At 65.4% G+C, this 14,093-nt stretch carries 11 protein-coding genes and 1 pseudogene; 8 read left to right on the top strand and 4 right to left on the bottom strand.

The annotated features are described in order from the left end of the window. Positions 1 to 104 precede the first annotated feature (104 nt). On the top strand, positions 105 to 1,583 hold the full coding sequence (locus tag E3T38_RS01060; RefSeq protein ID WP_134545591.1) for a malate:quinone oxidoreductase: 1,479 nt from the start codon (positions 105 to 107) through the stop codon (positions 1,581 to 1,583). Between the two features lie 649 nt (positions 1,584 to 2,232). On the opposite strand, the gene E3T38_RS01065 is transcribed toward E3T38_RS01060, so the two are convergent. The 3 genes from E3T38_RS01065 to E3T38_RS01075 all read right to left on the bottom strand — a co-directional run bounded on the left by E3T38_RS01065 (position 2,233) and on the right by E3T38_RS01075 (position 4,217). After that, the gene (locus E3T38_RS01065) at positions 2,233 to 2,514 is read right to left on the bottom strand and encodes a hypothetical protein (RefSeq protein WP_134545592.1); all 282 of its coding nucleotides are present in this window, start codon (positions 2,512 to 2,514) and stop codon (positions 2,233 to 2,235) included. Then, complete coding sequence (locus E3T38_RS01070; RefSeq protein WP_134545593.1) at positions 2,511 to 2,978, bottom strand: hypothetical protein; 468 nt, start codon at positions 2,976 to 2,978, stop codon at positions 2,511 to 2,513. The genes E3T38_RS01065 and E3T38_RS01070 overlap by 4 nt, the downstream gene beginning before the upstream one ends. 129 nt (positions 2,979 to 3,107) lie before the next feature. After that, on the bottom strand, positions 3,108 to 4,217 hold the full coding sequence (locus E3T38_RS01075; RefSeq protein ID WP_134545594.1) for a DNA topoisomerase IB: 1,110 nt from the start codon (positions 4,215 to 4,217) through the stop codon (positions 3,108 to 3,110). A gap of 265 nt (positions 4,218 to 4,482) precedes the next feature. On the opposite strand from E3T38_RS01075, the pseudogene E3T38_RS01080 reads away from it, so the two are divergent. The 4 genes and pseudogenes from E3T38_RS01080 to E3T38_RS01095 all read left to right on the top strand — a co-directional run. Next, a pseudogene (locus tag E3T38_RS01080) lies at positions 4,483 to 5,485 on the top strand (Rv2578c family radical SAM protein); the annotation flags it as partial. A gap of 487 nt (positions 5,486 to 5,972) precedes the next feature. After that, on the top strand, positions 5,973 to 7,226 hold the full coding sequence (locus E3T38_RS01085; RefSeq protein WP_134545596.1) for a sensor histidine kinase: 1,254 nt from the start codon (positions 5,973 to 5,975) through the stop codon (positions 7,224 to 7,226). Beyond that, entirely contained in the window at positions 7,223 to 8,629 is a 1,407-nt protein-coding gene (locus tag E3T38_RS01090; protein ID WP_134545597.1) for a hypothetical protein, read from the top strand. Before E3T38_RS01085 ends, E3T38_RS01090 begins: the two co-directional genes overlap by 4 nt. Further along, entirely contained in the window at positions 8,629 to 9,258 is a 630-nt protein-coding gene (locus E3T38_RS01095) for a thymidine kinase (RefSeq protein WP_134545598.1), read from the top strand. The genes E3T38_RS01090 and E3T38_RS01095 overlap by 1 nt, the downstream gene beginning before the upstream one ends. A 452-nt stretch (positions 9,259 to 9,710) precedes the next feature. On the opposite strand, the gene E3T38_RS01100 is transcribed toward E3T38_RS01095, so the two are convergent. Beyond that, the gene (locus E3T38_RS01100; protein ID WP_134545599.1) at positions 9,711 to 10,040 is read right to left on the bottom strand and encodes an ATP-dependent DNA ligase; all 330 of its coding nucleotides are present in this window, start codon (positions 10,038 to 10,040) and stop codon (positions 9,711 to 9,713) included. A gap of 377 nt (positions 10,041 to 10,417) precedes the next feature. On the opposite strand from E3T38_RS01100, the gene E3T38_RS01105 reads away from it, so the two are divergent. The 3 genes from E3T38_RS01105 to E3T38_RS01115 all read left to right on the top strand — a co-directional run bounded on the left by E3T38_RS01105 (position 10,418) and on the right by E3T38_RS01115 (position 13,771). Further along, complete coding sequence (locus tag E3T38_RS01105) at positions 10,418 to 12,214, top strand: DUF4012 domain-containing protein (protein ID WP_166805369.1); 1,797 nt, start codon at positions 10,418 to 10,420, stop codon at positions 12,212 to 12,214. Between the two features lie 299 nt (positions 12,215 to 12,513). Next, positions 12,514 to 13,278: a low molecular weight phosphatase family protein gene (locus tag E3T38_RS01110; RefSeq protein ID WP_166805370.1), complete on the top strand. Its 765-nt coding sequence runs from the start codon at positions 12,514 to 12,516 to the stop codon at positions 13,276 to 13,278. Positions 13,279 to 13,450: 172 nt separating this feature from the next. After that, on the top strand, positions 13,451 to 13,771 hold the full coding sequence (locus E3T38_RS01115) for a hypothetical protein (RefSeq protein ID WP_104195975.1): 321 nt from the start codon (positions 13,451 to 13,453) through the stop codon (positions 13,769 to 13,771). The last annotated feature ends 322 nt before the right edge of the window (positions 13,772 to 14,093 follow it).

Genomic DNA, 14,093 nt, shown 5'->3' on the forward strand with positions numbered 1-14,093 from the left:
GACCCACGGGCGCCTCAATGCGCCCGGTCGCCGATAGGTGTGGGCCGCCGCGGGGCTGGGCGGCACGGTAGGGCGCATCCGCTCGCAGCGATACACTCAACAGTGTGAATTCTTCGGGAACCGTCGACGTAGTCCTCATTGGTGGCGGCATCATGAGCGCCACCCTCGGCATACTCCTGAAGGAGTTGCAGCCCGACTGGCGCATCGAGGTGTACGAGCGTCTCGGCGAACTTGCCCAGGAGAGCTCGAACCCGTGGAACAACGCCGGCACCGGCCACGCTGGCCTCTGCGAGCTCAACTACATGCCGCAGGCACCCGATGGTTCGGTCACGGCCGACAAGGCCGTCGTCATCAACGAGCAGTTTCAGATCAGCCGCCAATTGTGGGCCCACCTCGTGTCCATCGGCGCACTGCCGGAGCCGAACAAATTCATCAACTCCACCCCGCACATGACTTTCGTGCACGGCAAAGCCAACGTGGAGTACCTGCGCAAACGTCATGCCGTGCTGGCCACCCAGCCGTTGTTCTCCGGCATGGAGTTCAGCGACGACGCCGCGAAGATCGGTACGTGGACGCCCCTGCTCACCCGCAAGCGCCCGGCCGGCCAGAAGATTGCCGCGACGCGCATCGTGAGCGGAACCGACGTGGACTTCGGCGCCCTCACCCGGTTCATGTTTGACACCCTCGAACAGCAGGGGGTCACGATGCACATGAACGAGCAGGTCGTCGGTCTCAAGCACAAAGCGGATGGCACCTGGAACCTCAAACTGCTGCGCCAGGTCGGCCAGACCCGCACCAGCATCAACGCCCGCTTCGTCTTCGTCGGCGCCGGCGGTGGAGCCCTGGCATTGCTGCAACAGAGTGGAATCCCGGAAATCAAGGGTTTCGGCGGGTTTCCGATCAGCGGCCAGTTTCTGCGCACCACCAATCCGAAGCTCGTCGCCCAGCACCAGGCCAAGGTATACGGCAAGGCAGCCAAGGGCGCGCCGCCTATGTCGGTGCCGCACCTCGATACCCGCATGGTCGACGGCGAAATGTCGCTGTTGTTCGGCCCGTACGCCGGTTTCAGCCCGAAGTTCTTGAAGACAAGCACCTGGTTCGACCTGCCGTTCTCGATTCGTACGCACAACCTCGGCCCCATGCTCGCCGTCGCGCGTCACAACTTCGACTTGATGAAATACCTTCTCGGCGAGGTATTCGCCTCGCGAAACGCCAAGCTCAAGGCCCTGCGCGAGTTCATTCCCGCTGCGGTCTCGGACGACTGGGAGCTCATCACGGCCGGCCAGCGCGTGCAGGTCATGAAGCACGACGCCAAGCTCGGCGGGGTGCTGCAGTTCGGCACCGAGGTCATCGCGTCCGCTGACGGGTCGATCGCCGGCCTGCTTGGTGCCTCGCCGGGAGCCTCGACGGCAGCGCCGATCATGGTGGACCTGCTGGCCCGCTGCTTCCCCGACCGCATCGAGGGATGGAAGCCGCGCATACGTCAGATGATCCCCAGTTACGGCACCAAACTCTCCGACGACCCTGCCGCGGCCGCGGCGTCGCTGGCCGCCACCGCTGAGATCCTGCACCTGAGCAACTAGCCGCCCGGCACCGGCTGGGCGGGCGTCTAAGTGGCTTCCGCCTACTGGGTTTCTGCTCGGCTTCTGCTCGGCTTCTGCTCGGCGTCTGCTCGGCGTCTGCTCGGCGTCTGCTGGGTGGCCGGCGAGGTGCATAACTCCTGCAATCTGCGTGCTGCTACGTGGGCTCCTGCGTGATCACGCGGGAGCCTCGGCGTGCCTGAAACAAATTGCAGGAGTTATGCGCCTGAGAGAAGTTTGCCGGAGGGCTTGCCGGAGTCATGCGCGGGCGGCGCTTTGGAGTGGCGTGAGAGTTTTGGAGCTGCGCCCGGTCAACCCTTTGATCGAGGCAGTCAGCTGATGACTACGAGCTGATGTCTACTTGAGGCTCAGAACGGTCCGGAGTCGGCACGTGAACCCGAACATTGGCGTTTCGGGTGCGGAAACCTGGGTGTATCGCAGCTGGTCCGGCCGGCCGGTTCACGCACAGCGGAGTGGCCGACGCGACGGGCCCGTTCGACACGACGCGCCTGCCTAAGTACCGGTACAGGGCCCGTTTCCGGCAGGGAGACCGCGTGCCGGTACAGAGCCCGTTTCCGGCAGGGAGGGCGTGTGCCGGTACAGGGCCCGTGTACCGGCAGAGAGCCCGCGTGGCCGCCGACTCCCCGGTGGTCTATATGACGTGGCCCCCGTCATCCTCTTTCGGACTGGTCCTGGCCTCTTCTTTTTTGACGGATGCCTCGGTGCGATCTAGCAGATCGCTCAGCTTGGTCTGCGCCACGGATGCCGCGTCGCGCGCAATGGTCTCGGCCTGCGAGATAACCTTCTGCGTGGTGGGGTCGCCCCAGAGCCGGCGGGCTTTCGCGCTCAGGCGGTCGTAGGCCTGGCGGCCAGCCTTGGATCCGAGCACAAAGCCCGTTGCGGTGCCGGCGAGGAACAGGAATTTGCCTTTCATAGGGACTCCTTCAGGTTGCGGGGTTTAGGCCCCGGCTTCGGCGCGGGTGGGATCGTCGTCGTCCGCGTAGTGGGTTCGGCGCGGGTGGGATCATCGTCATCCACGTCGCGGCCGACCAGATCAGGGTTCGAGGGGTCGTCGACCGGGTCTACGTCGTCGAGGTTCACCTCGGTGTCGCTGTTCGGCTCGACCGCGGCTGCGACGGCAGCTTCTCCCGCAGTCGACCCATCGATGCTCGGAGCTGGACCGTCCGGGCCGGTGCTCGCACTCGCGCTCGCGACTGGAATGGTCGGTTTGGGGTGTTCCCTGGAAGAACCGTCTCGTTTCCCGGCGGGCTCCGCGTGTTCCGCGTCGGGGCCGTCGGGGCCGTCCGGTCCCACGAGCTGGTCGGGATTGGTCGGTGTGCTCGGCGGCTCCGGAATATTGAGCGGCGGCTCTTCAACGGGATCAGAATCGTGGGACACGGGCATACCTTTCTCGATGACCAGAGCTGCGCCTCGACCGGCGACGTTTAAGTTATACCCCGAACGAGGGACATCCACTGAAATTGGCTCGCGCTGCCGGCGCGACAATGCGCCGGGTGGCTTTTTTGCTCACTCCGTGTCGCCGAGCAGAAGTTCGCGCAGGGCTGTTTCGACCGATACCCGGCTCGCCGGGTCGATGGTTTCACCCGCGCGAAACAGATCGACGACGCGCGGATCGACGTAACTCGTGCGGGCGATCGCCGGCGTATTGCCGAGCGCATCGGCGGCCTGCCGCATCGCTTCGGCGATGGCGCGGTCATCGGAGCGTCGGCTGCGCGTTGCCGCGCGTGGTGGCGGCGCAGTGGATGCCGGGGACGCAGCAAACGAGGTGGGCACATCACTGGGGCCCGCCCCACCGGTCGGCCCCCTGGCCGCCTGCCCCACCGGTCGCGCGCTGTCCGCCAGACTCGCCGTCAAACTCTGCGCCAGGCTCTGCGCGGCAGCAATCGTGCCTCGCAGGGTACGAAAGTCCTTTGCGGTGAACTCGCCGCCGGTGCGTTCCCTGATGAAATCGTTGATGTCGGAGGCCGAGACGACGTCCTCGACGTCATCCAACACCCAGGACAGCAGGGGTGCGGCCGGCCGTTCGCGCAGCCGGGCACGCAGGTAGGTGGCGAGGTCGGCATCCGTAATCACGCTCTCGAACTGCTGCCCACTCTTAGCCGGGAAATCAAGCCTGACCTCGTCGCCGCGCACCGTGACGTGCGAGCAGAGCAGGGTCGAGAGTCCGTGGCTGCCGTAGGTGTCGGCATAGCGCTCGCTGCCGATGCGCAGTGAGGCCAGGTCGAGCATGCGAAAGGCCGCGGCGAGTGCCCGAGTGCGCGGCGGACCGTCGCCGCGCAGTTCACGGGTGACCTGGCCGCGCACCCGCGGCAGAGACGAGGCCAACTGCAGCGCGCGCTCGAACTTGAGGCGGTCCTTTTGTTCCCGCCAGGCCGGGTGGTAGATGTACTGGCGGCGATCGGCGGCATCGATGCCGATCGCCTGGATATGACCGTTCGGGTGCGGCGAGATCCAGACGTCGTTCCATGCTGGAGGGATAGCGAGGGCCGCGAACCGCTGCCGCAGCTCCGTGTCGGTGATTTGTTGCCCGGTCGGGTCGCGATAGCTGAACCCCGTACCCGCCCGCCGCCGGGAATACCCAGGTCGTGTCGGGTCGCTGCGTCGTAACCGGGTCATGCGGATCCCCTCTCTGTGCGCCTGCCCGGAAGAGTAGTGCGAATCACCCGCGAACGGATGCGGCGCCCCCCGTCTCGCAGGTCGTGCCGCAGGTCAGGCCTCGCGGCACCCGGTACGTTTCGCGGCACTCCGTGTTGGGGGTGCACGCTTTCCGGACGAGTGCCGCGAAGAGGCAGCGCGCGCGGGGCGGCCGTCGGCATTCATTTCACTCCGGAAATATTGAGCGGTACTTGCATTTGACTAGTACCTGTGTTCGACTGGATGCATGCGGTGGAGCTCACAGGAATTACAGACCGAACAAGTTGGTGCGCTGCCGGGACTCGCCCGCCTGAACAACCTCGTGCGCAGCGTGCAGACGCCCGAGTTTGCAGGAATCACGTTCCACGAGATCCTGTGCAAGTCGGCGCTCAACCATGTCCCCGGCCGGAGCACGATGCCGTTTGGCTACACGATCAACCCCTACCGCGGCTGTTCACACGCCTGCACCTACTGCTTTGCGCGCACCACGCACCAATACCTCGACCTCGACGCCGGCAAAGATTTCGACAGCGAGATCATCGTGAAGGTCAACGTGGCCGAGGTCTTGAGAAAAGAACTCGCCAAGCCGACGTGGGGCCGGCATCCAGTAGCTCTTGGCACCAACACCGACCCCTACCAACGCGCGGAGGGACGCTACCGCCTTATGCCCGGCATCATTGCGGCCCTCGCCGACAGCAAGACGCCCATCTCCATTCTCACCAAGGGCACGCTGCTGCGCCGCGACCTCGACCTGCTCGTGGAGGCGAGCGAACACGTTCCGGTGGACCTGGCCATGTCGATCGCGATCTACGATGACGAGTTGCAGCAGTCGGTCGAGCCTGGAACCCCCACCACCAAGGCGCGCCTGGCCACGGTCACCGCGGTTCGCGAACGTGGACTCGACTGCGGCGTCTTTCTCATGCCAATTTTGCCCTTTCTCACCGACACCCGCGCCCACCTCGACGAGGCCCTGCGGCGGGCCAAAGCCGCCGGCGCCACGAGCGTGCTCTACTCGGGGCTCAACCTCAAGCCCGCCGTCAAAGACTGGTACCTGCTGTGGCTGGCGCGCGAGCATCCGGAACTCGTTGGCCGTTATCGGGAACTCTACGCCGGCGGCCAATATGCACCCAAGGAGTACCGCACCTGGCTCGCCGCCCGCATCAAACCCCTCATTCGTGCGCACGGCCTAGAGCGTGGAATCGTCGACCCAGCCACCGGTGGCCTGCGGTCAAGTGCCCTTCCGGTCTCCCCAGAGCGGATGCCGACGTCCGGCTTCCGCACGCCCGCGTCGTCCCCGCCCGCGCCCCGTGTGCCGGCAGCGTCAAGTGTGCCGGCCGCGTCGAGTGTGCCGGCAGCGTCAAGTGTGCTGGCCGCGTCAAGTGTGCAGGCCGCGTCAAGTGTGCCGGCAGCGTCAAGTGGACGGGGCCCGGGCCCGGACCGTGGGCCCAGTTTAGAAACTGGGCCCGGGGCCATAATGTGGGCCCGCGCTGCGGAGGCGCCCCGATCGCTGATCGCGGCGGAGCTTCCGCCCGATCTGGCGCCGACCCTGTTCTGACTCCGTTCCGGACGGGGCCCGGGCCCGGACCGTGGGCCCAGCTTAGAAACTGGGCCCGGGGCCATAACGTGGGCCCGGCGAGCGGATGCCGCGAACGCCAACCCCAAGCACCATAAGCACCCCGACAGCACCCCCGCTCAACCACCGCACACCCCCGGTGGCATACTTAACGCGGGGGAAATATGTCTCTAGGGTTACCCGGGCACCTGGTCCAGCTGACGCTCGCCCGCGCCCTCGCGCGGGCCGCACACTGGTTTGCGCTGACCTGTCTTATGGCCGCAGTCGTCTCGGTTGCCGTTCTAAGTCTGCACAGTCCCGAACTTTGGGTGACGGTCGGGGTCGTCGTGGCTATGGGCGCCCTGCTCGTGCTCTTCACCCGGCACCGCCGCATTGCATTCGCGGTCGCCTATCTTGTCGTGGGAACCCTCGGCGTCTACGTCTTCACCACGACCGTGCTCGGCGTCCCAGACGCATTCCCCGCGTCGAATATGTTCCTCGTTGCCATGCCCAAAATGGCGCTCGTCATGGTCGGCGGCGCCGGAATCAGCGCTGTCGGCGGCGTGCTCTGGAGCACCGCCGCCTTCATTCTCGCCGAGGCCTCCGCTTTCCTTGCCATCCTCACCACCACCGTGCCCTACCGGCCCGATCTGTTCACCCTGTCGACGTACCTCGTGTTGGTCGGCGCCATGGTGCTCGCCGGAATCGACCGACGGGCCAGCAACGCCGCCCAGCCCGCGATCCACCGCGCAGTGCAAGACGGCGCCAACCGGCAGCTGCGTGATGCCCTCGATACCCGCGCCATTGCCCTACTTAACGACACGACGGTGGCTCAGCTCGTCGCGCTGTCGCTCGCCGAGCCCGGAGTGCTCTCACCGGGCCTCACCGCGAGCCTCAAATACACTCTGACCACCCTGCACGACACCAACTGGCTTACCGACATCGACGCCCGCACCAACACCGCCCTGCAACCGACCGACACCCAGAAGTTGCCCAGCGACGCCTGGCTCTCCAGCGCCGTGTACACCGCCATCGAACGGAGCCGTGACCGCGGACTTGTCGTCGAGGTCACCGGTGACCGCGACGCCCTCGCCCGCCTCGACGCTGAAAGCGACCGCGACGTCGGCCTCGCCGTACAGCACTGCCTCGTCAACGTCATCCTGCACGCCGGCGTCGCCTCTGCCGAGGTTGCCGTCGAATCCGACCTGAGCACGATCTCACTCCTCATAACGGATGCGGGCCGCGGCTTCACCGAATCGGAATCCGCATCCGACCGCCTCGGTATCCGCCAGTCCGTGCGGCGCCGTATCGAACAACTCGGCGGATCCGTACTGATCTGGAGCAGACCGGGCGCCGGCACGAACGTGCGCCTGACGGTGCCGGCGGCACCAATACAGCCCCAGGATCAGCCGAACCGCGTCAAACGGCCCGCCGCATGACCCGCGCGACCCCCACTCCGCGTCGGCCGCGTGCGCCGGCATCCGCTTCTCAGCAGCGGCTCGACCCGATCGGAGGCCTTGCCGCCTGGCCGCTCGCTCCGGTTGTCTCGGCCATCGTCGTCACCTACGCCGTCGCCGCGACGATCTCGCGCATGCATGAGATTTTGCTCATAGAGCTCGCGGTGGTGTCCGTTGGCGTGCTCATGATCGCGGCCGCCGTGCTCGTCTGGGCCGCTCGTCCCGACCTGGCCCCATTCACCCGCATCCGCGCCATCGTGATCGTGGCCCTGGGGCTTGCGGCGCACCTGCTCGCTGCGGCGAGCACCTGGCAGTTCAACGGCATGATCCAGGACGACTTCGCCCCGATCGGGCTCGGCCTGTTGCTCCTGGCCCTCGCGCCGTTCCGGCCGTGGAAAGAAATCCTCGTGCTCGGCGGCTCGTCCGCTACCGTAGTGGGCATCACGGCCCTGGTTCAGTCACCGTTCCTCGGTGTTCAGACGCCGCCCGTTTTGTTCGCCGTCATCGCCATGACGCAGGTGCTCGCGCCCGCGCTGGCCTCCGCCGCATACTCTCGACAGGTCGTCAACTCCATTCACCGCTGGCAGACGGATGCCCGCCGCGCCATCCGCGCGCGCACGGAAGAGAGCCGCGGCCCCCTCGCGCACGAGGTGGTGGACCATCGCCTGACCAATCTCGGCGCTGATGTTCTCCCCTTTCTGGCCGACGTCCTCGTTCGGCAAGAACTCACTGCCGCCGACATCAAACGCGCACGCTCCCTCGCCTTCCAGGTGCGGCGGGTGCTCGTAGCCGAGGTCGACCACACCTGGCTCGACGACCTCATCGGACGCGAACGCATCGGCCTCACCGATCGCGGCCTCGACCCGCTCTGCGTCATCGCCGATCCCGACCGTCGAGCGACCGCTTTCGACTCCGACCAGCGCGCCGCCGCTGGCGCCATGATCGTGGCTCTGTGCACTCTCAAGGGATTCGATCCGACCAGCCTTGTCGTGCAGATCGACGGATCCGGCGCCGCCCCGACCGATACCGCCCAGGTCACCCAGGCCTTCGGACTACGCGGAGCTCTTCCCACTCCGGCTACCGACACCACGACCATTGCCATCGTCACCGCAGCCCAAGAGCAGGCATCCGCGCAGGCCCGCACCCAGGCGCGTGCCCAAGCGCAGCTGCATTCCCAGATACACGCCCGCCGAGATGACCGCGACGTAGACACCATCACCATCCAGGTCGTACTCTCACTGCCGCCGTACCTGCGCCGCCGCGCCCTGCGACCGTACCTCAGCGTGCTGCGCGCCGTGTTCACTCGGGTGCGGGTGACCAGTCGGCATGCGCTGCTCACGCTAGAATTTAACGCTGAACGCACCACGATCGAGGGCATCAAATAATGGCAAAACTGTACTTTCGATACGGCGCCATGAACAGCGGCAAGAGCACGTCCATGCTTCAGGCGGCCTACAACTATGAGGAACGCGGCCATCATGTGCTGCTGGCCAAGCCGAGCGTCGACACCAAGGGGGACCGCGGCATCCTCTCCCGCCTCGGCGTCACCAGAACCGTCGATTTTCTGCTGACCCCCGAGACGGACGCGTACGCCGCATTCGAACAGCACCGCGCGCAGGTTCTGCGCAGGTCCGGCCGAGACGTGAGTGCACTGCTGCTCGACGAGGCTCAGTTTCTTACCGAAACCCAGGTCGATGACCTGCTGCGTATCGCGATTTTGGAGAACGTGCCCGTGCTGGCCTACGGCATCCGCACGGACTTTCAGACCGTCGCTTTTCCCGGCAGTCGCCGCCTACTCGAAGTTTCTCATAGCCTCGAAGAGCTCAAAACCATCTGCCGTTGCGGACGCAAGGCCGTGTTCAACGGTCGCAAGATCGACGGCGTCTTCGTGTTCGACGGCGACCAGGTAGCCATCGATGGCGAAGAAGTCACCTACGAGTCATTCTGCGGCAGTTGTTACCTCGAGGAGAGCCACGGCGTGCTGAACAATCGCAGCCGGCCAGCGCCCACATAAGGCCGGTGGAGCGCTCGTTCTCACGATCGCGACTCTCGGACGGGCCAACAATTACGAGCAACGTCGACCGCCTCCGTGCCCGGGGCTCGGTCGTGCGCCTTCACCGGGGGAGACGACGCCCTGCCCGTGCGAGAGTGCTCGGCGTCGTGTGTAAGCCCGAGTTGACGGCGGTGCTCGTCGGGGCCATCATCTCGGATGCGCGCGGTGAAACCATCGCCTCAACGGACTGGGCCGCAGTCGGGACGTCAACCCAGACCGTGTTGACGCCGAACTCAGCGCGAGCGCGTGGTGCTTGCGGTCCGTGCGGCCAATGCGCAGGCCCCCTTCGTCGGCTCCCGGAGAACTTGAACCAGCGCGACCACTGTCGAACGACAGGCACAGGGGGCCCGATTGAACGCGATGTGTGAAAGTGCGAGTTCTGCCCCTCGGGAGCAGCTGGGGCATACGTGGGGCTAACCGCCCGGACGCAGCGCTAGGGGGGTGCGTTGCGCCGGTTCCGCCATCACCTGCAGGCCGGTCGCGGAGTTGGCCGAGAGCGACAGCGCCTCAACCCAGTCGCGGTTGAGTACCGGCGCCTTGCTGCCGAAGTACTTATAGGCCAGAGAAATGCCGGGGTGTATCCAAACGGTGCTGCGGCCTCCCCCGACGGGGGGGTCGTCGCGCCAGGAGAAATAGAACGATTCGCCGCGGCGCAGTTTGGCGCCGACCACGAGTTGAATGTGTGCGAGTACTCGGTCGTCGAAATCGACGGTGATGCTCGAGTCATACGTCAACTTGCCCATTTTTCTGCCTCGCGCTGGTTCATCGGCGAACGCGAACGGCAGGCCGATTCGCATACAACCACGGGTTTCATTTCCAAAACGGGAACGACAATTTCCATGTGCTGCCGAGCCTAGTGAACTCCGACACAGAGTCTCTCGCTTAGGTAGCTGTAACCCAGCCCCAATTCTGGGGACAGTTGGATCGGTCTGACGCTGTGAGCGCAGGCCCAGCACGCATGTCGTCAGATAATCACCAGCGCTGGCTCGATCACGAGGCCGGTGAAAGTCACGTCCGCGATGATTGCGCTAGCGCTCCGCCCGGAAGCCAGCGAAACGGATGCGGCACCGGCGCGCGCGTCAAGCCGTGGCCGACATCCGAGGTCTGCTTGAATATGGCAATGTCCTCTTCTGACTCGGCGCAGACCATGCCTCCGAAGCGCTCGCGAACACGCACCACCGTGGGGTTCCTCGTGCTCGGTCTGTTGGTCATCGTGGTGGCGGCCACCGCCTGGGTGGGCATTCGTGGACTGCAGGCCAAGGACGCACTCGAAGCTGCGGTGCCGCTGGCCGAGAAAATCACCGACCAAGTCGTCTCCGGTGACGGTGACGCTGCTGCCCGGACCGCTGCACAGTTGGCCGGATACGCCAACACCGCCCGGTCACGCACGAGCGATCCGGTCTGGCGCACCTACGAGCTGCTGCCCTTTCTCGGCTCCAACCTCGTGGCCGTGCGTCAAATCGCCGCGGTCGTCGACGACGTCGCGCAGAGCGCCGTCACCCCTTTGGCTGCGCTGGCCGGCAATCTCGACCTGACCGATTTCAAGCCCGTCGACGGCGCCATTGCCCTGCAACCGCTGCTCGATGCGCAGCCGGCAGTAGCAGCTGCCGATGCAGCCCTGGCCCGGGCAGTCACGAACGTGAAAGCCATCGAGACCAACGACGTGCTCGATGTCGTGCGCGATGCCGTCACCCGGCTGCAGACGGTCACCGTTGAAACCTCGGCCACGCTCGACGGTATGAACCGGGCAGTGACCCTGCTGCCGGCCATGCTCGGCGCCACCGAGCCGCGCGACTACATTCTGCTGTTCCAAAACCCGGCCGAATTGCGTTCCACCGGCGGTATCCCCGGTGCGCTCGCGCTACTCCACACTGACAACGGCAGCATTGAACTCACCCAGCAGGCCAGCTCGACCTCCTTTCCGCAATACCCGGTTCCGGTGCTACCCCTGGGCGACGAGATTCGCAGCATTTACGGCGACATCACCGGGCAGTTCATTCAGAACGTCTCGATGGCCCCTGACTTTGCGCAAACCGGTGAGCTCGCCCGCGAAATGTGGCGCCTGGAATTCGGCTTGGAAGCAAACGGTGTGCTGTCGATCGACCCGGTCGCGCTCAGCTACCTGCTCAAGGCCACCGGTCCGATCACCCTCCCCACCGGCGACCAGCTCAACGCCGACAATGCCGTGCAGTTGCTGCTGAGTGACGTGTACGCGCGGTATGACGACCCGAAGCAGCAAGACATCTTTTTCGCGGCCGCAGCCGGCGCCGTGTTCAACGCAGTCAAAAGCGGCAACGCCGACCCGACCAAGCTCATCGCAGCGCTCGCCAGGGCTGCTGCCGAGAACCGGGTGCTGGTCTGGAATGCCGACGAAGCCGAGCAGACGATTCTCAACGACACCACCCTGGCCGGCGCCAGACCGGTCAGTGACGACAAGACCAACCGGTTCGGGCTCTACCTGAACGACGGAACCGGCTCCAAAATGGACCTCTACCTCGACGTGCAGACAGCTATCGGCCAACAGACCTGCCGCCAGGACCGGCGCCCGCAGTATGCGTTCGAGGTCACCCTTACCAACACTGCCCCAGCGGATGCCGCCACCAGCCTCCCGGCCTACGTCACCGGCGGCGGCGCCTTCGGTGTGGCACCCGGCAATATCAAGACCCTGGTCGCGGGCTACGGCACCCCCGAGGTGCACAACCTCGGCCTCACCCGTGACGGCGTCGAAGTGCCTTACCGTCCGGCTGCCGATGCCGGGTATCCGGTGAGTTCGATCAGCATCGAACTGGCACCCGGCGAGAGCACCGTGCTGCGCTTCAACTGGCTGGGAGCCGAGCCCTTCACCGGTCAGCTCGAACTGCGCAGCACACCATTGATCGTTCTCAATGACACCGCATCATTAGAATTCACTTGTTAGGTTCACCACGAAGGACCACAGCGATCACAGAACGCCGTGGTTTTGGGTGATCGGAGCCATCCGGTATCAATGCACTACAAGGTCTTCACCTTCGAAAACTTCTGGTCGTGCTCGCGGAGCCGTTATGACCATGCTGCCTGCTGAGAGGCCGGATGCTGAGAGGCCGGATGCTGAGAGGCCGGATGCTGAGAGGCCGGAAGCTGACGGCTAAAACCACTACGGAAATGGACACACCGACGGTGACGTTTCCGGCCCCGAAGTTATCGTCCCCACAAACTCCCGCCGATCGAGAGCAAAACATGAACGAACCCCAGACCAGTAGGGACCTGAACGCTACTGCATCCGCTGCATCCGCTGCATCCGCTGCATCCGCTGCATGCGCGCACGTGAGCGCCGCGCCTGCTCGCGCCCCCCGTATTCTCATGGTCTGCACCGGCAACATCTGCCGGTCACCGCTGGCCGAGCAGCTGCTGCGCGAAGACCTGCGCACAGCAGGCATCGACGCCGTCATCACCAGTGCCGGAACCCGAGCCATGACCGGCAGCGCCATGACACCCGAGGCAGCGGCGCTGTCGTCGCAGTACGGTGCGTCACACACCAGGCACGTAGCGCGGCAACTCACCGAAGAACTGATCGCCGATGCTGACCTGGTGCTGACTGCGACCAGAGAGCACCGTCGTCAGGTCGTATCGATGCGGCCCAGGGCAACCCGCTACACCTTCACCCTCAACCAGTTTGCGCGTCTGGTAGCCCCGGCTGCTCTCGTCGACGCGTCGGCCTCGGCCGGCGCCGGCTCCGTAGCCCGGAACTCGGCGGTCGAGCCTGCCGAGCCCTCCATGAGACTCCTGCCCCCCGTCTCCAAGGCCCGGCCGCCCCTCGACTTCGCAGCCTTCATCGCCGACGTCGCCGCGACCCGCGGACTCCACCCTTCGCCCTCTCCTCCCACTCTCGACGACGTCGATGACCCCTACCGGCAGTCCGCGACCGTGTACGCCCGTGCGGCGGCGGCCATCAACGGCTCCGTCACCACGATCACGGCAGCCCTCTTCGCGGCAGGAGTCTGATGCCGCGGTTACCTGGGCAAATTTTCGCCAGCCGCGCCAGCGACGCCAACATGCCCCTGCGCTGACCCAAGGCCTGCGCACGTGCGAACGTCGACCGGAGTAGGAACCGCTCGGCTCTCCACAAATTGGCAAAACCATACCGAGCTCCCATTAGCAGGACTAGTCTCACCTCATGGACGACAACGTGTCGTGGGTTTTTCAAAAGAAAGACGTGGCCCGGCCGCGCCTGTGCCCACAGTGCAACGACCCCATGCAGGTCTCCTGGCACGGCATCTCCTACGACTACGGCTGCGAGAACTATGCGTGCTCGCTTGTCTACTGTGGTCCGCCCTATACCGAGGCCGAACTAGCCAGCGACAACACGGTCGTGCTCGGCCCGCCCAACTGCGTGCGCTGCCTCATGCCGATGCAGGTCGTGCCGAACGGGGATGCGTGGCAGTTCGCTTGTGATCAAAGCGGATGCGACGGCATCTGGCCCCCCGTCGACTCCTGACCCCACTCGCCCGCGCCACTCCACCGTGTCCGGCCAGTAGCGTGCGTTCGCACGCCCATGCCCGTTGCCCATAATCCGTAGCCGCGTAGCCGCGTAGCCGCGTAGCCGCGTAGCCGCGTAGCCGCATAGCAGCGTAGCCCGGCGTGCGCGAGAAGCTCAGACGCGAAATTTGTTTATTTTGGCAATTGGATGCGGCTGGGCCTGTTATTGCAGGTCCGGCCGGTTTTTTGCGCGCATTGTGCGCACATCGTCTGCCCCTGAACGGGGGTGAACCTGAGAAAGCCCCGAGTTCGATTGTGACATTGCCCATAGTGGGCAATGC

The organism is Cryobacterium sp. Hb1 (assembly GCF_004403585.1).
GTDB lineage: Bacteria > Actinomycetota > Actinomycetes > Actinomycetales > Microbacteriaceae > Cryobacterium > Cryobacterium lyxosi.